The organism is Dubosiella muris, from assembly GCF_004793885.1.
Classification (GTDB): domain Bacteria; phylum Bacillota_I; class Bacilli_A; order Erysipelotrichales; family Erysipelotrichaceae; genus Dubosiella; species Dubosiella muris.
Window position 1 is genome coordinate 65,239 of sequence record NZ_SRYG01000011.1, and the last position, 19,975, is coordinate 85,213.

Here is a 19,975-nt window from a genome sequence, read left to right on the forward strand (position 1 = left end):
AAACATGGAAAAAAAAGACGAAAAACAATACGCCGTAGTCGCGGATCATGTTTCCAAGATTTATGAGCTACGCAACAAGGACAACCAGCACAAAAGCGCGAACAAGCGGTTTTACGCGTTAAAGGATGTGTCGTTTCAAATCGAAAAAGGCGATGTCGTGGGAATTTTGGGAACGAACGGATCCGGAAAATCAACGCTGTCGCTGCTGCTGTCCGGAATTTCGGACATCGACACCGGGAAAATCACGGTCCATGGCGAGCAGGCTTTGATCGCCATCAACACGGGATTGAACATGCAGCTGACAGGGTTGGAAAACATCAAAGTCAAAGGCGCTTTGATGGGATTGAAAAAAAAGGAAATCGAAGCCATCACCCAGGATGTGATCAATTTTTCCGAGCTTGGCGACTTTTTATACCAGCCGGTGAAAAAGTATTCCAGCGGAATGAAATCAAGACTTGGTTTTTCGATTTCGCTGGCGCTGGATCCCGATATCTTTATTGTCGACGAGGCGTTGTCGGTTGGCGACAAAGGATTCGCGAAAAAATGCCTGGATCGAATGATGCAGCTGCGCAACGACAAAGGAAAGACGATTTTCTTCATTTCCCACTCGCTGGAGCAAGTGAAAAACTTTTGCACGACGGGGATGTGGATCGAAGGCGGACAGTTGCGGGAAATCGGTCCGGTGAACGAGGTAGCGGAGCATTATTCGGAATACGTCGACTTGCTCAATGGACTCAAAGGCAAGGAAAAGCAGAAATTTTTGGATGAGAAATTTAAAAAAAGGCTTTTGCCAAAAGAAGAGAAAAAGGGATTTTTGAAAAAGATCTTTTCGTAAAACAGGGGGTTGAACATGAAAAAAGTCATTACATACGGAACATTCGATTTGTTTCATATCGGACATTTGAATATTTTAAAAAGAGCGAAGGCGCTGGGCGATTATTTGATCGTGGCGGTCAGCAGCGACGAGTTTAACGCGATCAAAGGAAAAAAGTGTCAAATCTGCGACAAGGATCGTATGGAAATCGTCAAGGCGATTCGATATGTGGATGAAGTCATTCCGGAAACGTGCTGGGATCAGAAAGTCAAGGACATTCAGGAACACGATGTCGACGTGTTTGTGATGGGGGACGACTGGAAAGATAAATTCGATGAATTGAAGGATTATTGCGAAGTCGTCTACCTGCCAAGAACGGAAGGCGTTTCGACGACGCAAATCAAAGATGAATTGAAGGGCTAACGATGCGATTTAGAAAATTGATCAATAAATTCAAAAGCGACGCGTCCAACTTTCGAAAATACAGCACGCTTCCGATTTGTGAAAATCATATTCTTTTGGAAGCCGGGCAGGGAAAAAACACGAATGGAAACATGTTCGCGCTGCTGGAGGAAATTTGCCGCAATCCGAAATGGAAATCGCTTCATCCGGTTTTCGTCGTCACCGAGGAAACGAAGGAAAGCGCGAAAAAGCGCTTTGCGTTTTATGGCTGGAACATCGAACTGGTCATTCGCGACAGCGAGGAATACAAAAAAAAGCTGGCGAGCGCGAAATATTTGCTGACGGACAACTCCTTTCCCGTGTATTTCTTAAAACGGGATGAGCAAGTCTATTTAAACACATGGCATGGCACGCCGTTAAAAACATTGGGAAAAAGCGATCTGGAAAACGCGGTTTCGCTTTCCAATATTCAAAAAAATTATTTGATGTGCGATTACGCGCTGTTTCCCAATCCGCTAACGGAAGCGGTCTTTATGAAAGACTACATGCTGGAAAACCTATATCGCGGAAAGATTTTATCGTGCGACTATCCAAGAAACTGGCATTTGGCCGATGAGGCATTTGGAAAGAAGATGCGTCAAACGTTGGGCTTGAACCATCAAAGAGTGTTTGCCTATATGCCGACGTGGCGGGGAACGGGACGGAAAGCGTCGATCGAGATCCAAAAGAAAGTCATTGAAGGCTATTTGAAGGAACTGGACGAAAAGCTTGCCGACGACCAGGTACTGCTGGTCAATCTTCATTTTTTAGTCGGGAATACGATTGATTTTTCCACGTACCGCCATGTTCGGGCGTTTCCATCGGATTACGAAACATACGATGTGTTGTCCGCCTGCGATGGCTTGATTACCGACTATTCCAGCGTCATGTTTGATTTTGGTGTGACGAATCGAAAAATCATTTTATTTACGTACGATTTGGAAGAATATATGAGCGAGCGGGGAACGTACTTTTCGATTGACAAGCTGCCCTTTCCTCAATGCGAAACGGTGGAGGAAGTCGTTCAGCAATTCAACGATCCGAAAGTGGAAGACCGGACTTTGTTTTGGAACGAGTTTTGTCCTTACCGCGCCAAAGATATCCCGGAAAAAATTATAGATTTGCTGACAACGGGAAATCCGTCGGACTTGCGAATCGAAAACGCCCCGAACAACGGAAAAGAAAACCTGCTTGTTTATGTCGGCAATTTGAACGCGCCGGCTTATAACGAGTACATCGCCCAGCAAATCGTGAAGATCCAGCGGGACCATCCCGATCACAACATCGTGGTGGCGTTTCGCGGCGTGATTCGAAAAAAAGAAGTGGAATTTATTCGTCAGCTGCCGGAAACCATTCAGTTTTACGGGCTCGTGAAAAAATACGGATTTTATATCAACGAGCTCATTCGGCTTCGGCTTTCGCTGGAAAGCGATTTTTTCTACCGGCTCTTTAAGAAATCTTTAAAGCCGGTGCTGGAGATGGAAAGAAAACGACATTTTTATTCCATCGAACCGGCGCAAACCGTGACGATTTCCCGGCACAGCCGGTATATGGATTTTGAAATCGAATCGTTTCCTTGTCCCAAAACGCTGGAAATCCTGCCGCGGGTCTTAGTTGGGACCATCGCTTTGAACCGGGAGTATAAAGCGAAAATCAAACGGGCGCCAGCGGTGTATTCGCAAATTATCGACAACTCCATGGAAGACGTCCATGACTTGTTCAAGGACGATCCGCTCCACTACTACAACTACGCGGTCGCTATCGGCAACGTCAGAAATTCATTCCGCCAGCAAGGACGGAAATGGATCGCGCGTAGCGTGGGCGTTTTGCTCAATCCGCTTGATCTTCCGGTGGAACAGCTTCAAATCAAGATTCACGATGAAATTCTTCCTTCGCGTTTTCATACGCTTTTCCGGCTTGGAAAAGGGAGGGCTTTGGTTTCCTACACATTTGCGTTGGATTATGAGGAAATCGAACGATTCGATATTCAAAACAAAGTGTATTTGTCTTATACCGATTCCCGAGGATTCGGATTGGAAAAAGGCATTTTGTATCGAATCCAGGATCGAAGAAAAGGGGAACTGTATCAAGGAAAAGTCATTCAGATTCCGGAATACAACACTTCCGTATTTTTCCGGCAGTCGAAAAACAACTTGATGTATTTTACCGTACGGAAAACGAATATTAGCGACACGCCTTGGCAGCAGCTTAAAATCAACGCCGCTTATTTTCTGGCAAAGCTGCTTCCAAAGAAAAAAAGCATTTTAATGTTTGAAAAGGAAAGCGCTCGGTATGAGGAAAGTGCGTCCGTCGTGTATGAGCGTTTAATCGACCAAGGATATGAAAACGTGGATTTCGTCCTGGATCCAACGTATCCATTTATTCAGTCGATTCCGAAAAAGTATCGCTCCCATATCGTTTTCAAAGGAAGTTTTAAGCATTACTTGAAATTTTTCCGCGCGACGACATTCATTGGATCGGAAATGCTCGTGCACTCGATTGATTTGCGAATTGCCAACCGCCACGCCTTGAAAAAGCTGGAGGACAAAAACAACAATTACGTGTTCCTTCAACATGGCGTGATGTACATGGTGTCACTGGATTCTGAATCGAGAAGATTTTTCAAACCATTAAAATTAAAAGGAAAGTACCGGGTCGTGACTTCTTCGGTGGCTGAGGCTCGCCACTTTATCGAGCTGGGCGGGTATCCGGAAGACGTGTTGTATATTACCGGACTGCCGAAGTTTGATAAAAACGAATGGCTGCCGACGGCGGATCGAATCGTCATTATGCCGACATGGCGTCCTTGGGAATACAACGAGGCGCGGTATGATTTTACGGAAACGAAGTATTATCATATGATTGAGCGAATGATCGAGGCGATTCCCGAATCGCTGCGCGAAAAGGTCACCGTGCTCGTTCATCCTTTGTTTTTGGATGCCGTCAAAGGAAAGACGTATCCGTTGCAAAAATACATTAGCACGGAAACGAAGTATGATGACGTGCTCAAACAAGCCAAGATTTTGATCACCGATTATTCCTCCATTGCGTACGACGCCTTTTATCGGGGAAGCAACGTGATTTTCTATTGGGAGGAAAAAGACGAGAGTCTGGAGAACTATGGCGAGAACACCAAGCTGATGCTCAATCCGGACAACGCGTTTGGCGATATTTGCATGAACGCGTCGGATTTGTCGGCGTGCATTGTTCGAAATTATGAAAGCGGACAAGTTCCGCTGTACCGAAAACGGTATAAGGAGCTTGTGACCTTTGAAGACGGGAAAAATACCGATCGCCTTATTGAATGCTTGAAGAAAGACGAGATTGTTTGATGACGGTTGTTTTTGGCTTGCTGGGATTGCAGGTGCTGGCGCATGGACGGCCAACACGGTGGAATTCGGATTATTTATCCCATAAGACGACAATTCAAATCAACGGGATTTTTGTGCTTTTGGTTTTCCTGTCGCATTTTTGCCAGTATTTAACCGTTCCGCTTCCATACAGCGAGGGCTACTACGTGATTCGGAAAATGTTGAGTCAGCTCGTCGTGACGACATTTTTGTTTTATTCCGGTTATGGCGTGATGTATTGTCTGGAGCGGCAAAAGGAACGGTATTTGGAGAAAATCCCAAAAAAGATTTGCGAGATGATCGTCCTGTTTTCGTTGGCGGTGGCCATGTATGTCGTCATTCAGCACTTTTTAGGAAAATCCTATTCAATTTCCCATATTTTATACGCGTGTATCGGATGGGAAAGCGTTGGGAACTCGAACTGGTATTTGTTCGTGATTTTGCTGTTGTACGCCATGACATACGCCTGCTTTCAAATTTTTAAAGAAAAAAAATACGCGTTGTTCGCGATGGTCGTTTTGTCGCTGTTCGCGATGGTGTGGCTCCAAGAGAGCCGAAGCGGAACCCGGTGGTACAATACGTTTCTATGCTATCCGGCAGGTATGATTTTTTGTGCCAGTCAGGAACGAGTCGATCGTTTTGTGAAAGGATCGTCGTTTCGCTATGGCGCCATTCTTCTTTTGCTGGCCACGGGATTTGTCGTTTGCTATCGACTCCGCAAGTCCATGGTGTTTTATGAGGCGCACGCGATTTTATTCGCGTTGCTTGTGACTTGGGTGATGATGAAATGGAAGCTGGACGATCCATTTCTTTTGTGGGTCGGCGAACGGATCTTCGGCATTTATATTTTGCAGCGGATTCCGATGATTGTTGGAAAAACGTTTGGTTTGCCTGCATACCCGATCCTTTATTTTTGCGTTTGTTTGATTGGCGTGGCTGTACTGGCTGAAATCTTTCAGCGAATGACTAGGAAGGTGAGAACACTGCTATGAAAATCTTGAGATATTTAAAAAAAATAGCGGGAAAACTCGTTCGAGTTGGCTACAAGCTGACGTATCGGCTCATTCCCGTCGATCCAAAACTCGTGATCTTTATTTCCTTTCATGGCCGCGGATACTCGGACAATCCAAAAGCGATTTACGAGGCAATGAAAGCCGACCCGCGATTTGAAGGATACCGGTTTATATGGTTCATTAAAAATCATCGGAAAAAGGATGTGAAAATCCCGGGTGCGAAAATCGTGGAATATTTCAGCATTCCGTATTTTTACTATTTGTCGCGCGCGAAGTTCTGGATCATCAACTGCAAGATGCCGACGTACATTTGGAAAAAGCCAAACCAGGTGTATTTGCAAACGTGGCACGGCACGCCGCTCAAGCGCCTCGCGCACGATATCGACGTGGCCAAGGACACGACCTTTTATCGTTCCGGAATTTCATATGACGAGATGGTAAAAAGCTATGATGTCGACGTGGCTCGCTATAATTATATGATTTCGCCGAACAAGTTTTGTACGGAGGTGTTTCAAACCTCGTTTGGAATCAATCGCGAGCGCCTCATTGAAACCGGGTATCCGCGCAACGACTTTTTATCCAATTATACGAACGAGGACTGGATGGCTATCAAAAGAAAGTACAACATCCCGCTCGATAAAAAAGTGGTTTTGTACGCGCCGACTTGGCGGGACAACTCGTATGTGGCGGCGGGCTACACGTTTGAGCTGCAAGTCGATTTTCTGGAATGGAAAAAGCGGCTTCCAGAAGATACGGTTGTCGTTTTTAAACCGCATTACTTGATTATTAATCAATATGAAAAAGACACGCGGCTGGATGGGTTTTTGTATTCGATTCCCGCCAGCGCGGAAATCAGCGAACTGTACATTATCGCGGACGCGATGGTGACGGATTATTCCAGCGTGTTCTTTGATTACGCGATTTTGAGACGTCCGATTTATTTTTACATGTACGATTTGGAAGAGTACGCGTCGGATTTGCGTGGTTTTTATTTAAACATCCATCAGGACTTGCCAGGCCGGATTTACCGGGATGAGAAAGAAATGCTGGACGCGATTGGTCATGGCGATTATGATTACTCTGCGTTGGAACGTTTCAACGCCATGTTCAACAATCGGGAAGACGGGCATGCCGCCCGGCGAGTGCTTGATGTGCTGGCGAAAGATCGGTAGGTGACGACAATGGGATTGAACAAGATCATTTTAAATATCGCGTTGGCAATCGTGGATTTCTGCACGTTTTTTCTTCGTCCAGTCCCGAATCGGATCACGTTTATTTCCTTGACTTCCGATCACTTAACTTCCGACTTTAAAAGAATTTCCGACGCGCTGCAACGCCATGGCGGGTACGAGCTTCGGTACAATCTCGTCGTGTTTAAAAAAAATCTTTGGGGCGATTTTCTTTACTTTTTGAATTGCCTCAAACAAGTCGTGGAATTGAAGCGTTCCCGTCTTGTCATTCTCAATGACAACAACTACGTGATTTCGCGGATGAAACCACAGGAAACGATCGTGCTGCAAGTGTGGCACGCGGCCGGCGCGGTGAAGAAGTTTGGCAATCAAATTCACCGGCAATACGAAATTAAAAACTACAACGCCATTGTCGCCTCTTCATCGTATTGGCAATCGTGCTACGCCCAGGCGTTTGGCGTGCGGCCGGAACAAGTGATGAATGTCGGCATGGCGCGGATCGACGACTTGCTGGATCAAGCGCGTATGGAAGCGAATGTCGCCGCGTTTTACGAACGCTATCCGCAAACGAAGACGAAGCGGTGCGTCCTGTACGCGCCGACGTTTCGCGGCAATATCATTGATGGTTTTGAAGTCGAGTCGCTGCATTTGGATCAAATGGCCGACACGCTGCCGGACGATGTGATGATTTTATACAAGTTCCATCCGCTGCTTGGGGATATCCGGTTTCAAGCGCCCAACGCGATCGCGGTCAATCAAGAGGATTTGTATACTTTGATGCATGTGAGCGACTGTCTGATTTCCGATTATTCCAGCGTGATTTTCGATTACGCGCTTTTGAAAAAACCGATGATCTCCTTTGTTCCGGATTTGGAAAAATACAAGCGGACGATCGGATTGAATATGGAATATGAAAAAGACTTTCCTGGCGCGATTTGCCAAACCGAAATGGAAGTCGTGGACGCCTTGCGAAATCTTGCGGCGTATGATTATGAAAAATTATATGATTTTCAGAAAAAATACATCGTGCACACGGATGGAAAAAACACCGCGCGGATCGTGCGCTGGATCGAACAGCAGATGAAACAACAAAAAAAAGACGCCTAGGCGTCTTTAAATTTTATATCCAGTTTGTATTGGTCGCGAATCGCGTCGGACATGTTTAAAAGCTGGGAGATGGATTTGATCGTGTTTTCCTTGGCGATTTCGTAAATGTTCTTTTCCTCCAGCTCTTTGTCGACGGCTTCTTTTTGCTGGATCGCAAATTCTTTATAGTCGTTGACGCTGATGGGATTGAACACGTTTTTCGACTCGTTGTACACTTCGATGCTTTTTTCGTCAATCGCGTTGGAAAGCACTTCGACAGGCGGCAGCGTAATCGCAATCGTGTCGCCGCGCACCGCGATGTCCGCTTTCGTCAAGTCGATTCCTAGTTGGACTTCTCCTTCATAAGTCAAAATAAAGTATTTGTTCGTAAGCGGAATCGACCATCCGTTGATTTCCAGCGAGTTTTCATAGCGTCCGACTTTGGAGTAATGGTAATCGGTCGTAATGAGATCCGAAGCGCTTTGCAGCTGCTCCAGAACGGTCGTCTGCGTCACTTTCGGCTCGCTTTGTCCGATATTCAAATTCACCATTCCGAAAAAGAGGAAGGCGCCAATCAAAATGCCAACGACAAGCATGGTCACGTAGGATTTCCAGTTTTTCAATTTTTTCATGTTTCCATCATAGCATATTTTAAACAGATGTGAATACCATATGAATCGTGTTATAATAATTCCCATGGAGGCCCTTATGACAAAAAACCAATTTATCGAGGCGCTGCATCAAACCGGTGTGGATTTGACAGACCGGCAGATCGCGCAATTTGAACAATATATGAAGCTTTTACAACAATGGAACGAGAAAATGAACCTCACGGCGATTACCGAGGAAAACGAAGTGTGGGAAAAGCATTTTTACGATTCGATTCTTCCGTTTGCCTCGCTGCGTCCCACGTCGATGTGCGATGTGGGCAGCGGCGCCGGCTTTCCGGGCATTCCGGTGAAAATCGCTTTTCCGGATTGTGACATGACGCTGCTCGAACCACTGCAAAAGCGGTGCCGTTTTTTGAGCGAAGTCGTCGACCAGCTCGGTTTGCAGAAAGTCACAATCGCCAACGCGCGGGCGGAAGACTATGTCAAAGAGCACCGCGATTCTTTTCAAATCGTATGCGCGCGGGCGGTCGCCAAGCTGTCGGTTTTGCTGGAGCTTTGCGTCCCTTTGCTGAAAATGGATGGAATCATGGTCGCCTTGAAAGGGAAAAACGGCGACGAGGAGCTGAAGGCGGCGCAAAAAGCCATTCGCGAACTCGGGATCCAGCTCGTCAGAGAAGAAAAAACGACGATCGAGGATGGCGCATCCCGCATTAATTTTTATTTTAAAAAGACGCGGCCGACACCAAAAAAATATCCGCGGGCTTACGGACAAATCAAAAAGAAACCGCTAGAGGAGGAAACATGGGAAAAATAATCGCGATCTCGAATCAAAAAGGAGGCGTCGGCAAGACGACGACCGCCATCAACTTGTCGAGCGGACTCGCCAAGCTCCATAAAAAAGTCCTCCTTGTGGATTTTGATTCGCAAGGCAATGCCTCGCAAGGCCTGGGCGCGCTGACAAGCGAAGGGCAGCCCACCATTTACGCGGTCTTGATGGAAGACTATCCGATTCGGGACACGATTGTCCACGACGAAAACAGCGGCGTCGATATTTTGCCGGCCAATATGTCGCTGGCGGGCGCGGATTTGATGATGGATAAAATGGGAAGCGGCAAGGAAATGCTGCTGAAAAACGTTTTGGATCCCATTAAAGACGAATACGACTATATATTGATTGACTGTCCGCCTTCGCTTGGTTTGCTCAATACCAACGCGCTGACAGCGGCCAACAGCGTTTTAATTCCGGTCCAGTGCGAATATTACGCGCTGGAAGGGGTGACTCAGCTGCTCATTACGATTCGAATCGTCCAGCAAACATCCAACGCCGGCCTCAAGATCGAGGGGATCTTGATGACGATGTTTAACAACACGACGAATTTAAGCGTGGAAGTGTCGCAGGACGTCCGGCAGGCGTTCGGGAAGCTCGTATACCAAAATTCCATCCCGCGCAATGTTCGTCTTTCCGAGGCGCCAAGCCGCGGACTTTCGATTTTTGAATACGATCCACGTTCCAAAGGGGCCATGGCCTACATGGAATTATGCCAGGAATTTTTAAATAGAAATGAGGGGAAAACAAAATGAGCACATCGCGTTTAGGAAAAGGGTTGACGACGATTTTCGGACAAGATGTCAGCAAGGTGCTCGATGACATTCAAAACGGGGAAATCGACACAGTCGTGCAGGACCAGATGCAGATTCCGGTCAACGAGATCCGGCCGAATCCGTATCAGCCTCGAAAGGTGTTCGATGACGCCGCGTTGCAGGAATTGAAAGTGTCGATCGAGCAGCATGGTGTCTTTACGCCGATCCTTGTTAAAAAAAGTATCGCTGGCTACGATTTGATTACCGGCGAGCGCCGTCTGCGGGCGACCAAGCTGGCCGGGCTGTCGACGATTCCCGCCATCATCGTCCAGTTCGACGACCAGGAAATGATGGAAATCGCCTTGCTGGAAAACATCCAGCGGGAAGATTTGAATGTGATCGAGGAAGCCAAGGCGTACGAGCAGCTTATCCACAAGCTCGACTACACGCAGGAGCAGCTCGCCAAACGAGTCGGGAAAAGCCGGGAGCACATCACGAATTTGCTTCGTCTGCTTCGCCTGCCGGAAGATGTCCAGCAGCTGGCGATTGACAAGCAGTTGTCCATGGGGCATTTGCGGGCGCTGTTGTCGCTGAAAAACGAGGAGGATATGCGGCGAATCGCGAAGATGGCCATCGACCAGGGCTTGTCCGTGCGCAAAGTGGAACAGCTGGTGAAAGAAAGCGCGCAAAAGAAGCCAAAAGCGCCAGCGGCGATTCCATATCAGGAAAACTTGTTTGTGAAAGACGCCCAGCGGCAAATGGAGGAGTTTTTCCAAACGAACGTTAAAATCGCCAATCACAACATCACGATTCATTTTGAAAGCGATTCCGATTTGACGCGCATCCTCGAAATTCTCGAATTGATGGAAAAAGAGTAAAAATCAACAAGAAATAGTTTGTATTTTTCAGATCGCACTGTATAATTAGAAAAATCATGGAGATCGTATAAAATAGCGCCAGGACTGCTTCGGCAGTTGACGAGGACCAGATTTTTCGAAAGATTCGGCGGGTGATCTGGAGGCTTGATACAGTCTGAACCAAGGACAAAACCACGTTGCGAAACGTGAACAAATCCGAGCAAGTATCCTCCATGAAGAAAAGAAAATGGAGGATTTTTTATGTGTGGAATTACTGCTTACACCGGGAAAGGGGAGGCTCTGCCTTTTTTGATCCAGGGACTGGAAAAATTGGAGTATCGCGGATACGATTCGGCTGGCATCACGTTAGTGGACGAAAAAGAGCTTGTGACAATCAAAGCCAAAGGGCCGCTGGCTGTTTTGAAAGAAAAACTGGAATGTGGAACGTTCGACCAGCATACCGGGATCGGGCACACGCGCTGGGCGACGCACGGGATTCCTTCCAATTTGAATTCCCATCCGCATACGAACGCGGCGGAAACGATTTCCATCGTGCATAACGGCATTATTGAAAACTACCAGTCGATCAAGGAAGGGCTCGACATGCAAGGGTACGCGTTCGCGTCTCAAACCGACAGCGAAGTCATCGTGCATTTGCTGGATTATTACTACCAAGGCGATATGAAGGCCGCGTTGCGAAAAGTCATGGGATATTTGGAAGGCAGCTACGCGTTGTGCGTCGTGACCGTGGACGACCCGGAAACGATTTACGTGGCGAAAAAAGAAAGTCCGATGATTTTAGGCATGGACGGCAGCGCGGCGTTTTGCGCTAGCGATATCCCGGCGCTGATTGCGTACACGAAAGACATGATCACGCTCGAAGACAACCAGATGGCGGTCCTGAAGCCGGATTCGATTGAAATTTTCGACGCGCAGGGACAAATCGTGGAGCCTAAGCGCATCCATATTCCGTATGATTTGGAGGCCGCGCAAAAAAACGGCTACGACACGTTTATGCAAAAGGAAATGCACGAGCAGCCTTACGTCATTCGCGAAACGCTGCGAGGCCGCATCGAGGATTCGATCGTCATGCCGGAACTGGACGGGATTGATTTGCGCGACTATGACCACGTGTATTTGATCGCGTGCGGCACGGCGTACCACGCCTCGTTGTACGCGCAGTACCTTGGCCGAGAATGGATGGATATGCCGATCACGTGCGTGCCGGCCAGCGAGTTTCGCTACGGCAACTATCCGGTGAACGCGAAAACCTTGGCGATTTTCGTTTCCCAGTCGGGCGAGACGGCCGACACGCTGGCAGCGTTGAAAATGTGCCTGCGAAAAGGGGCGACGACGCTGGCTATCAGCAACGTGCTCGACTCGTCACTGGCTCGATTGGCGGATATTACGATGTATACGTGCGCGGGGCCGGAAATCGCGGTGGCGAGCACGAAAGCGTACACGACGCAGCTCGTTTTGCTGGCGGCCATGATGGTCAAGCTCGCGCAAAACGCGGGCGCGCAGGTGCGGGACGTGGAGACGTTCATTCACGACTTGAAGGAAATTCCAAATGTCGTCGAGGCGATGCTGGAACAAGAGAACGTGATGGAACGTTACGCGCGGCTGCTTCAGGATCAGCGCGACGCGTACTTTATTGGCCGGCAGCTGGATTATGTGAGCGTGCTGGAAGGGGCGCTGAAGCTGAAGGAAATTTCCTACGTGCACGCGGACGCGTATTACGCGGGGGAATTGAAGCATGGCCCGATCGCGTTGATTGACGAAGGAACGGTCGTGATCGCGCTGGCGACGCAAAAGGAAGTGGCGCCTAAGACGATTTCGAATATCGAGGAGACGATCGCGCGCGGGGCGAAGGTCATTTTGATCAAGGCGCCAGGCATCCATTCGGACAAGATCGAGCGGCAAATCGAGATCCCGGCCATCCATCCGTATTTGGCGGGCATCCCGGCGACGATTCTTTTGCAGCTGTTCGCGTTTTACACGGCGAAAGAAAAAGGCTGCAACGTCGACCAGCCTAGAAATCTGGCCAAGAGCGTCACAGTCGAATAGTCTAATCGTCTTTTGGCAAAGAGCGGATGTAGTCGCATGTTTTGTCGAGTCCGTTTTCCGACAAATAGCAAAGCAAATATAAAATGAGCCGGTCGGTTTCGGGGTGGATCATGATCCGCTTGCGGCCGTTTAAATAATAATCAAGTGCACTGTGATCAGTGTACTTTTCTTTTTGGTAAATCATGCTGGCTGCTACGCGGTCGCAAAACATTTCGTATACGTAGCGTTTGGGCATCGGCTGGGCGCAGACGCCGGTTTTGGCGTTGTCGAGCCAGTATTCCCAGTGGTGAGGATTTCTGCCTTTGTGGTGCAGCCACGACATCGAACAGCCTTCCGCCTCCTTTTGGGCGTCGATGGGCGAGCGGAATCCTTGGTAGTATTTGAATCCGGTTTTTAGCTCGGTCGGCGTGTACTTGCTTAAATCGTGCAGAAGGCCTTGTTTGTAGAGGCCGCATCGGAAGCAAAGCCACGTCACGACGGCTTTGTGTTTGTTGATGGTGGACAAGTGTCCTTTGATTTTAGTAAGGTCGTACATACAACCATTTTATCATATCGAAATGAAAAAAACGCAGAAACAAGCTTTCAAAAAATCGAAAAGCCTTTCATTTCTGTTGAAAAAACCAAATATTTCTTGAAAACGCAATTTCATGTTGATAAAATTGAAACATCTAAAAGAGTTTTATTTAGGAGGAGATTAAAATGAACTCACGTAAATTATTTGCGGGTCTTGCGTCGGCTTCGATGCTGTTAGGGCTTGCAGGATGTGGAAGTTCCGGCGGCAGTTCCAGTAGCAAACCATTGATCGTCGGTACGACACAGGAATTGGCCGGCGTGTTCTCGCCGATTTTCTATTCGTCCGCTTATGACGGATGGGTAGTGGATATGATCTACGAACCACTGCTTCGCTACACGAAGGATTCTGAATTGAAGCCATATTTGGCTGAGGAAATGCCGGAAGTGAGCGAGGATGGAAAAACGATCACGTTCAAAATCAAAGAAGGCATCAAATTCTCGGATGGTACGGATCTGGATGCCAATGACGTCAAGTTCACGTTCACTTTGATCGCGGACCCTTCGTATGACGGACGTTTCACGGGTACGGCGGACTATATCGAAGGCTATAAAGAATACCACGATGGCGACGCTGAGGATTTCAGTGGAATCGAAGTCGTGGACGATCATACCGTTACGTTCCACTTGACGGAGACGCAATACGATTCCGTCAGCACGCTGGGCGGCATGGGTATCATCTCGGATGAACAATACGAATACAAAAAAGGCGATCTGGGCGACTACAAATCGAAAAACGACCAGCCGATGGGCTCGGGACCATACGTGTTGAACTCGTATGACAAGGCGTCCGGCGCTTCGTTGACGAAAAACGAAAACTATTCCGGTACGGGCGACTACAAGATTGACCGCGTTATCATTAAAACGATCGCGGAAGCGACAGAGCTGACTTCGCTGCAAAACGGCGACATCAACTATTTGGCGGAAAACATTGACGCCGACGTCATCGGTCCGGCTTCGTTGGATGAAAAACTTACGTTCAACTACTATTTCCGTCCGGCGGAAGGTTACTTTGGCTACAACTGCCAAAACGGCGCGACGGCCGATCCAGCTGTTCGCCAGGCGTTGTCCTACGCGACAAACCGGCAGGAATTCTCGGACGCGTACTTCAAATATCCGGAAGCTTCCGACGAATTGAAGGAAATCCCGCTTGGATACGTGCCGACGATTTACTGGAACCCGGTTTCGGCCAACCTTGGAAAAATCGTAACGGGCGAGGAAAAACTGGACGGATTGAGAACGTTCGACTACGATCTCGACAAAGCGAAACAAGTGCTGGAAGACGCCGGCTGGAAAGTCGGAGCCGACGGCATCCGTGAAAAAGACGGTCAAAAACTGACTGTGAAGTTCCTGCTGAGCGAAGGAAACTCCGTACTCGACATGCTCATTCCGATTATCCAGAAATCATGGAAGGAAATCGGTGTCGACTTGAAACAAAACACGGTTGACTTCAACACATTGCTGGATACGGTCACTCCGGGCAGCGGCGACAACGACTGGAACGTTTTCTTCATGGCGACTAGCTACACGGGCGTTGAGAACGCGGATTCGAACTACAACCTCATGAGCGGCGATCCAAACAACTACGCTGGTTTGAAGGACGAGAAACTGGATGCGGAACTGAAAGCCGGCCGTTCGACGATGAACGAGGAACAGTCCGTTGAAAACTACAAGAAAGCGATGATCACAGAAAACGAATTGGTTCCATACTTGCCAATTTATGGAAACGAACTATTCAACATTTACGCGAAGAATGTAAAACTGACAGAAACAGGTCCTGTACGTTCCTGGGCTCAAGCTTTGGATTCGGCTGAAATTGAATAATAGCTGACTCTATAAAGAGCAAGTCATTACGGCTTGCTCTTATTCTAATTTCCAAAAGACTGCCTTTTGGAAATTAGAATAAAAATAGATTTTCCATCTTTTTATTCTTTGATTTCAGGGATTTTGATCTGAAAGAGTTTTGATTATGAATTTGATTTTCGAGAGGAGGAAATATTTATGTTTAAGTACACGATTAAACGTCTGCTCACGATGATTCCAGTCGTTTTGATCATTTCCATCCTGATTTTTTCCGTTGTCAAGGCGATGCCTGGGGATGAAGTCACCACGTATTTAGGGCCTGGAAGCCGCGCATCGGAGCAAACACGTCAGGAAGTTCGTGCCAAGCTAGGACTCGACAAAAGTCTGCCGGAACAATATATCCGCTGGCTTCAGCGTCTGGCGACCGGAGATTTGGGAACTTCGATCGCGTTGCGTAAGCCGGTTGGAGAAATTATCGGCTCGTATGTTTGGAACACCTTTTATTTGAACGCGCTCGCGCTCATTGTGGCGCTGGTGTTCGCGATACCGATTGGAATCAAGCAGGCCGTGAAAAAAGGGTCCGTGTTCGATAATTTCTGGACCGTGTTCTCGCTGCTTGGAATTAGCGTTCCAACGTTCTTCTTCGCGCTGGTTTTGATTTTCTACGTGGCGCTCAATCTTGGTCTGCCGATTTCAGGCATGCGCGACACGATGCTGGCAAGCTTTGGCTACGACAACGCGTGGCAGGAGTTCTGCGATGTGGCGGTCCACTCGATTTTGCCGGTGACGGTTTTGGCGTTCAGCTCGTTTGCGACGTTCTCGCGCTATGTGCGCAACTCGATGGTCGAAGTCATCAATATGGACTACGTCCGGACGGCGCGCGCGAAAGGTTTGAAGGAAAAAACCGTCATTTACAAGCACGCGTTTAAAAACGCGCAAATTCCGCTGGTGACGCTACTTGGTTTGTACATCCCGTCGTTGTTTAGCGGCGCGGTTATTTTGGAAACGGTATTTGTTTGGCCGGGCATTGGAAAAGTGCTGATCGACGCGGTCAATCAGCGCGACACCTCGCTGATCATGGCGTGTCTGGTCTTCTCGGCGATTTTGATGATTTTAGGAAACCTGCTGAGCGACTTGTGCTATTCGCTTGTCGATCCGCGTGTCAAAGTTGATGGATAGGGGGGACTTCGATGGCTAAAAAAGACGCAGTGGTATTGGATACTGGTGAAAAAATCGAATCGGTCGGCCCTTGGATGATCGCGTGGCGGAAATTCCGCGCGAACAAAATCGCGATGGCCGGATTGGTAATTTTCGTATTGATTGTATTGAGTGTGATTTTTGTTCCGATGATCATGGGCATCGACGTTCATGACTATGACGTGTCGATTGCCAATCAGGGACCAAGCGGCGCGCATTGGCTTGGAACGGACAACCAGGGACGCGATTGTATGTATCGTTTGTTCCTTGGCGGCCGGATTTCGATCATGGTTGGTTTGCTGGCGGCGTTGCTGACGGTTGTTTTAGGGTGTCTCGTGGGCGGAATTTCCGGATATTATGGCGGCATGGCGGATAATTTGCTGATGCGCTTTTCGGAAATCGTGTACGCGCTTCCGTTTACCCCAATGATTATCGCCGTGGCGGCGACGATGGTATGGGTTCCTCAAAACCAGAAGATGTATACCGTGGCGCTGTTGATTGGTGTGCTTTCGTGGCCTGGACTGGCTCGTCTGGTGCGCGGACAGATCCTGACGCTGCGCGAGCAGGAGTTTATGCAGGCTTGTACGGCGCTGGGCTTCTCGGACTTTTCGAAAATCTTCCGCCATTTGCTGCCGAACGTCATTTCGCTTGTCATCGTCAACGCGACGCTACAAATGGCGAGCGCGATTTTGACGGAGGCTGGTCTTTCGTTCCTTGGTATGGGTGTCATGCCGCCGACGCCGTCGTGGGGCAACTTGATGAACCTGGCGCGCGACCAGCGGATTTTCCAATATTATCCTTGGCAGTGGATGCCGGCTGGCTTGATGTGTTTGCTGACGGTTGTTTCAATCAACCTGATTGGCGAAGGTCTGCGTGACGCGTTTGACCCGAAAGAACTTCAATAGGAAGCGGAGGTTACTATGTCTGTCAATAAAAAGATTTTGCGCGTCGAAGATCTTCGCGTGTATTTCCATACGAAAAACGGCGAATCCAAAGCCGTGGACGGCAACCATTTTACAATGTATGAAAACGAGACTTTGGCGATTGTCGGCGAGTCGGGCTGCGGAAAATCCGTAACCGCGATGTCGATTTTGGGCCTGGTTTCGGAACCGGGCGAAATCATGCCGGGTTCGAAAATCATTTATATGGGGGATGTCGAGAAAGATGAGGACGGGTTGAATCTCGCGACCGCGACGGATGAGCAGATTCGCCATATTCGCGGCAACGAGATCTCGATGATTTTTCAGGAACCAATGACGTCGCTTAACCCGGTGTTTACAGTAGGCGACCAGATTATTGAAAATATTACGATTCATGAAACCGTATCGAAAGAGGCGGCCAGACAGCGCGCGATCGACCTGCTTTCGTCGGTCGGCATTTCACGCCCGGAAAGCGTCATTGACAACTACCCGTTCCAGCTTTCCGGCGGTATGTGCCAGCGTGTGATGATCGCGATGGCGTTATCGTGCAATCCGAAGCTTTTGATTGCGGATGAGCCGACAACTGCGCTGGATGTGACGATTCAGGCGCAGATTTTGACTTTGATGAATCAGCTCAAAGAAAAAACCGGAACGAGTATCATGCTGATTACGCACGACTTGGGCGTCGTAGCGCAGGTAGCCGACAACGTCAATGTCATGTACGCGGGAAAAGTCGTGGAAACGGCGCCGGTTGTCGAATTGTTTAAAAATCCAAAGCATCCGTACACGATTGGATTGATGCATTCGATGCCTTCGCTTGTTTCGGAAGGAAAACGGCTAGCCACGATTGAGGGAACCGTGCCGAACCCGCTTTATTTGCCAAAAGGCTGTTATTTTGCGGATCGTTGCCCGGATGTGATGCCGATTTGCCGTCAAAAACAACCGACCGCGACGAAAATTGCTTCCCGGCACCGCGTATGGTGTTTCCTTTACGAAAATGAGGTAGAGGAAGAAGTTGTGGAAGTAACGGAAGAAGTGGAGGTATAAATCATGGCTGAAGAACGTAAAAAAATATTGGAAGTCCGCGATGTCAAAAAATACTTTCCACTGGGGAAAGGCCGGTTAAAAGAAGGCGCGCCTTGTGTCAAGGCGGTCGATGGCATCACGTTCGACTTATACGAAGGCGAAACGCTTGGTCTTGTTGGCGAGTCCGGATGCGGAAAATCGACCTTGGGGCGGACGATCATTCGTCTTTACGACCCGACGTCGGGAACGGTTCTTTTCGAGGGCGAGGACATCTCGAAGAAATCGCGCAAGGAGATGCGAAAGCTGCGCGAGAAGATGCAGTTTATTTTCCAGGATCCGTATTCCTCGCTGAACCCGCGGATGAATGTTTTTAACATTTTGGCGGAGCCGCTGCTCGCGCATGGAATTTTCAAGCGGGGACCGGAACTAGAAGCGTACGTAAAAGATTTGATGGATAAATGCGGGCTGCCAAGCTACTACTGCTATCGGTATCCACATCAATTTTCCGGTGGACAGCGGCAGCGAATCGGGATTGCGCGCTCTCTGGCTTTGAATCCAAGCTTTATCATTTGCGATGAGCCGGTCAGCGCGTTGGACGTGTCGATCCAGTCGCAAATTATCAACTTGATGAAAGACATGCAGGAAGAAAAAAACATTTCCTACATTTTTATCTCGCATGACTTGTCAGTTGTGAAACACATTTCCGATCGCGTTGGAGTTATGTACTTAGGAACAATGGTCGAACTCGCGTCGAAAGAAAATATTTATGGAAATCCGCAACATCCATATACGCAAGCTTTGATCGCGGCGATTCCGATTCCGGATCCGGAAAAACGCCATGAAATGAAATTGATCGAAGGCGAGATTCCAAGCAACGTGCATACGCCGAGCGGATGCAAATTCCACCCTCGGTGTCCGTATGCGAAAGATATTTGCAAAGAAAAAGAACCGCCAGTGAAAGAAATCGAACCAGGCCATTTTGTAAAATGCTGGTTTGCCGGTGACTTTTAATGGCAAAACGCAGACCTTCGATGCATGAAATGCTCGAGAAAAAAGAAAAGCGGCCAGGAAAAGTCGACGATCTTGAAAAAGACGATTTTCGCGCGTTGAATAAAGCGGCTTTTCAAGTGTTTGGACCCGTTATCCTTGGCGCAGTTCTCATTCTTGCGTTGGTCATTTTGATTTTTACACTCATATTTTAAAAAAACAGAAAAGCAGAGGAAGATGAAACTTCTTCTGCTTTTCTTATGAAAAGAGGATTTTGTTCGCTCTTTTTTTCCTCTTTTATCTGTCATCTAAATTTCTTTAAAAAAGTTATAAAAAGTAGTTGACAGTTGATGAAGAGTGCGGTATGATAAGTGAGCGTTAAGGAAACGCCTCTCGAAAACGAACCGCTTGTTAAAAAAGTCAAAACAAGGGTTGACGAACGGGAGAAAGAGAAGTAATATA

At 48.1% G+C, this 19,975-nt stretch carries 18 protein-coding genes; 16 read left to right on the plus strand and 2 right to left on the minus strand.

The window, feature by feature from the left end; translation table 11 throughout:
- Nucleotides 1–4: 4 nt before the first annotated feature.
- Genes E5336_RS06515 through E5336_RS06540 form a run of 6 tightly spaced genes read left to right on the plus strand, consistent with a single transcriptional unit; the run spans nt 5 to nt 7,915 of the window.
- The gene (locus E5336_RS06515) at nt 5–835 is read left to right on the plus strand and encodes an ABC transporter ATP-binding protein (RefSeq protein WP_135980300.1); all 831 of its coding nucleotides are present in this window, start codon (nt 5–7) and stop codon (nt 833–835) included.
- A 15-nt stretch (nt 836–850) separates the two neighbouring features.
- Nucleotides 851–1,237, plus strand: coding sequence for a glycerol-3-phosphate cytidylyltransferase (tagD, locus tag E5336_RS06520; RefSeq protein ID WP_135980301.1), 387 nt, complete (start codon nt 851–853; stop codon nt 1,235–1,237).
- 2 nt (nt 1,238–1,239) lie between these two features.
- Entirely contained in the window at nt 1,240–4,587 is a 3,348-nt protein-coding gene (locus tag E5336_RS06525; protein ID WP_135980302.1) for a CDP-glycerol glycerophosphotransferase family protein, read from the plus strand.
- Nucleotides 4,587–5,597 (plus strand): acyltransferase family protein, encoded by a 1,011-nt coding sequence (locus E5336_RS06530; protein ID WP_135980303.1) that lies wholly within the window; start codon nt 4,587–4,589, stop codon nt 5,595–5,597. Before E5336_RS06525 ends, E5336_RS06530 begins: the two co-directional genes overlap by 1 nt.
- A complete protein-coding gene (locus E5336_RS06535) occupies nt 5,594–6,790 on the plus strand; it encodes a CDP-glycerol glycerophosphotransferase family protein (RefSeq protein WP_277820809.1) in 1,197 nt (398 codons plus the stop codon). Before E5336_RS06530 ends, E5336_RS06535 begins: the two co-directional genes overlap by 4 nt.
- 9 nt (nt 6,791–6,799) lie before the next feature.
- Nucleotides 6,800–7,915 (plus strand): CDP-glycerol glycerophosphotransferase family protein, encoded by a 1,116-nt coding sequence (locus E5336_RS06540; RefSeq protein WP_135980304.1) that lies wholly within the window; start codon nt 6,800–6,802, stop codon nt 7,913–7,915.
- Here the strand turns inward: E5336_RS06540 and E5336_RS06545 are convergent.
- On the minus strand, nt 7,912–8,526 hold the full coding sequence (locus E5336_RS06545) for a DUF4230 domain-containing protein (protein WP_277820810.1): 615 nt from the start codon (nt 8,524–8,526) through the stop codon (nt 7,912–7,914). The two genes, E5336_RS06540 and E5336_RS06545, sit on opposite strands and share 4 nt — an antisense overlap.
- Before the next feature lie 76 nt (nt 8,527–8,602).
- On the opposite strand from E5336_RS06545, the gene rsmG reads away from it, so the two are divergent.
- From rsmG to glmS, 4 genes are all read left to right on the plus strand, one after another.
- Entirely contained in the window at nt 8,603–9,319 is a 717-nt protein-coding gene (gene rsmG / locus E5336_RS06550) for a 16S rRNA (guanine(527)-N(7))-methyltransferase RsmG (RefSeq protein ID WP_135980305.1), read from the plus strand.
- Nucleotides 9,307–10,086, plus strand: coding sequence for a ParA family protein (locus E5336_RS06555; RefSeq protein ID WP_135980306.1), 780 nt, complete (start codon nt 9,307–9,309; stop codon nt 10,084–10,086). The genes rsmG and E5336_RS06555 overlap by 13 nt, the downstream gene beginning before the upstream one ends.
- Nucleotides 10,083–10,964, plus strand: coding sequence for a ParB/RepB/Spo0J family partition protein (locus tag E5336_RS06560; protein WP_135980307.1), 882 nt, complete (start codon nt 10,083–10,085; stop codon nt 10,962–10,964). Before E5336_RS06555 ends, E5336_RS06560 begins: the two co-directional genes overlap by 4 nt.
- Before the next feature lie 240 nt (nt 10,965–11,204).
- On the plus strand, nt 11,205–13,010 hold the full coding sequence (glmS, locus tag E5336_RS06565) for a glutamine--fructose-6-phosphate transaminase (isomerizing) (protein WP_135980308.1): 1,806 nt from the start codon (nt 11,205–11,207) through the stop codon (nt 13,008–13,010).
- 1 nt (nt 13,011) lies between these two features.
- Here glmS and E5336_RS06570 read toward each other — a convergent pair whose 3' ends face one another.
- The gene (locus tag E5336_RS06570) at nt 13,012–13,545 is read right to left on the minus strand and encodes a DUF5662 family protein (protein WP_135980309.1); all 534 of its coding nucleotides are present in this window, start codon (nt 13,543–13,545) and stop codon (nt 13,012–13,014) included.
- Between the two features lie 164 nt (nt 13,546–13,709).
- On the opposite strand from E5336_RS06570, the gene E5336_RS06575 reads away from it, so the two are divergent.
- The 6 genes from E5336_RS06575 to E5336_RS06600 all read left to right on the plus strand — a co-directional run bounded on the left by E5336_RS06575 (nt 13,710) and on the right by E5336_RS06600 (nt 19,728).
- Entirely contained in the window at nt 13,710–15,404 is a 1,695-nt protein-coding gene (locus tag E5336_RS06575) for an ABC transporter substrate-binding protein (protein WP_135980310.1), read from the plus strand.
- Between the two features lie 177 nt (nt 15,405–15,581).
- Nucleotides 15,582–16,562: an ABC transporter permease gene (locus E5336_RS06580; protein ID WP_135980311.1), complete on the plus strand. Its 981-nt coding sequence runs from the start codon at nt 15,582–15,584 to the stop codon at nt 16,560–16,562.
- An 11-nt stretch (nt 16,563–16,573) separates the two neighbouring features.
- Nucleotides 16,574–17,485, plus strand: coding sequence for an oligopeptide ABC transporter permease (gene opp4C / locus E5336_RS06585; RefSeq protein WP_135980312.1), 912 nt, complete (start codon nt 16,574–16,576; stop codon nt 17,483–17,485).
- Nucleotides 17,486–17,500: 15 nt separating this feature from the next.
- On the plus strand, nt 17,501–18,547 hold the full coding sequence (locus E5336_RS06590; protein ID WP_135980313.1) for an ABC transporter ATP-binding protein: 1,047 nt from the start codon (nt 17,501–17,503) through the stop codon (nt 18,545–18,547).
- Between the two features lie 3 nt (nt 18,548–18,550).
- Nucleotides 18,551–19,537, plus strand: coding sequence for an ABC transporter ATP-binding protein (locus E5336_RS06595; RefSeq protein ID WP_135980314.1), 987 nt, complete (start codon nt 18,551–18,553; stop codon nt 19,535–19,537).
- Nucleotides 19,537–19,728: a hypothetical protein gene (locus E5336_RS06600; RefSeq protein ID WP_135980315.1), complete on the plus strand. Its 192-nt coding sequence runs from the start codon at nt 19,537–19,539 to the stop codon at nt 19,726–19,728. Before E5336_RS06595 ends, E5336_RS06600 begins: the two co-directional genes overlap by 1 nt.
- The last annotated feature ends 247 nt before the right edge of the window (nt 19,729–19,975 follow it).

Coding starts and splice junctions, on each gene's coding strand:
- E5336_RS06575 (WP_135980310.1), top strand. CDS start 13,710: ATGAACTCACGTAAATTATTTGCGGGTCTTGCGTCGGCTTCGATGCTG.
- opp4C (WP_135980312.1), top strand. CDS start 16,574: ATGGCTAAAAAAGACGCAGTGGTATTGGATACTGGTGAAAAAATCGAA.
- E5336_RS06555 (WP_135980306.1), top strand. CDS start 9,307: ATGGGAAAAATAATCGCGATCTCGAATCAAAAAGGAGGCGTCGGCAAG.
- E5336_RS06560 (WP_135980307.1), top strand. CDS start 10,083: ATGAGCACATCGCGTTTAGGAAAAGGGTTGACGACGATTTTCGGACAA.
- E5336_RS06590 (WP_135980313.1), top strand. CDS start 17,501: ATGTCTGTCAATAAAAAGATTTTGCGCGTCGAAGATCTTCGCGTGTAT.
- E5336_RS06600 (WP_135980315.1), top strand. CDS start 19,537: ATGGCAAAACGCAGACCTTCGATGCATGAAATGCTCGAGAAAAAAGAA.
- E5336_RS06595 (WP_135980314.1), top strand. CDS start 18,551: ATGGCTGAAGAACGTAAAAAAATATTGGAAGTCCGCGATGTCAAAAAA.
- E5336_RS06515 (WP_135980300.1), top strand. CDS start 5: ATGGAAAAAAAAGACGAAAAACAATACGCCGTAGTCGCGGATCATGTT.
- E5336_RS06540 (WP_135980304.1), top strand. CDS start 6,800: ATGGGATTGAACAAGATCATTTTAAATATCGCGTTGGCAATCGTGGAT.
- E5336_RS06545 (WP_277820810.1), bottom strand. CDS start 8,526: ATGAAAAAATTGAAAAACTGGAAATCCTACGTGACCATGCTTGTCGTT.
- E5336_RS06570 (WP_135980309.1), bottom strand. CDS start 13,545: ATGTACGACCTTACTAAAATCAAAGGACACTTGTCCACCATCAACAAA.
- E5336_RS06580 (WP_135980311.1), top strand. CDS start 15,582: ATGTTTAAGTACACGATTAAACGTCTGCTCACGATGATTCCAGTCGTT.
- rsmG (WP_135980305.1), top strand. CDS start 8,603: ATGACAAAAAACCAATTTATCGAGGCGCTGCATCAAACCGGTGTGGAT.
- tagD (WP_135980301.1), top strand. CDS start 851: ATGAAAAAAGTCATTACATACGGAACATTCGATTTGTTTCATATCGGA.
- glmS (WP_135980308.1), top strand. CDS start 11,205: ATGTGTGGAATTACTGCTTACACCGGGAAAGGGGAGGCTCTGCCTTTT.
- E5336_RS06530 (WP_135980303.1), top strand. CDS start 4,587: ATGACGGTTGTTTTTGGCTTGCTGGGATTGCAGGTGCTGGCGCATGGA.
- E5336_RS06535 (WP_277820809.1), top strand. CDS start 5,594: ATGAAAATCTTGAGATATTTAAAAAAAATAGCGGGAAAACTCGTTCGA.
- E5336_RS06525 (WP_135980302.1), top strand. CDS start 1,240: ATGCGATTTAGAAAATTGATCAATAAATTCAAAAGCGACGCGTCCAAC.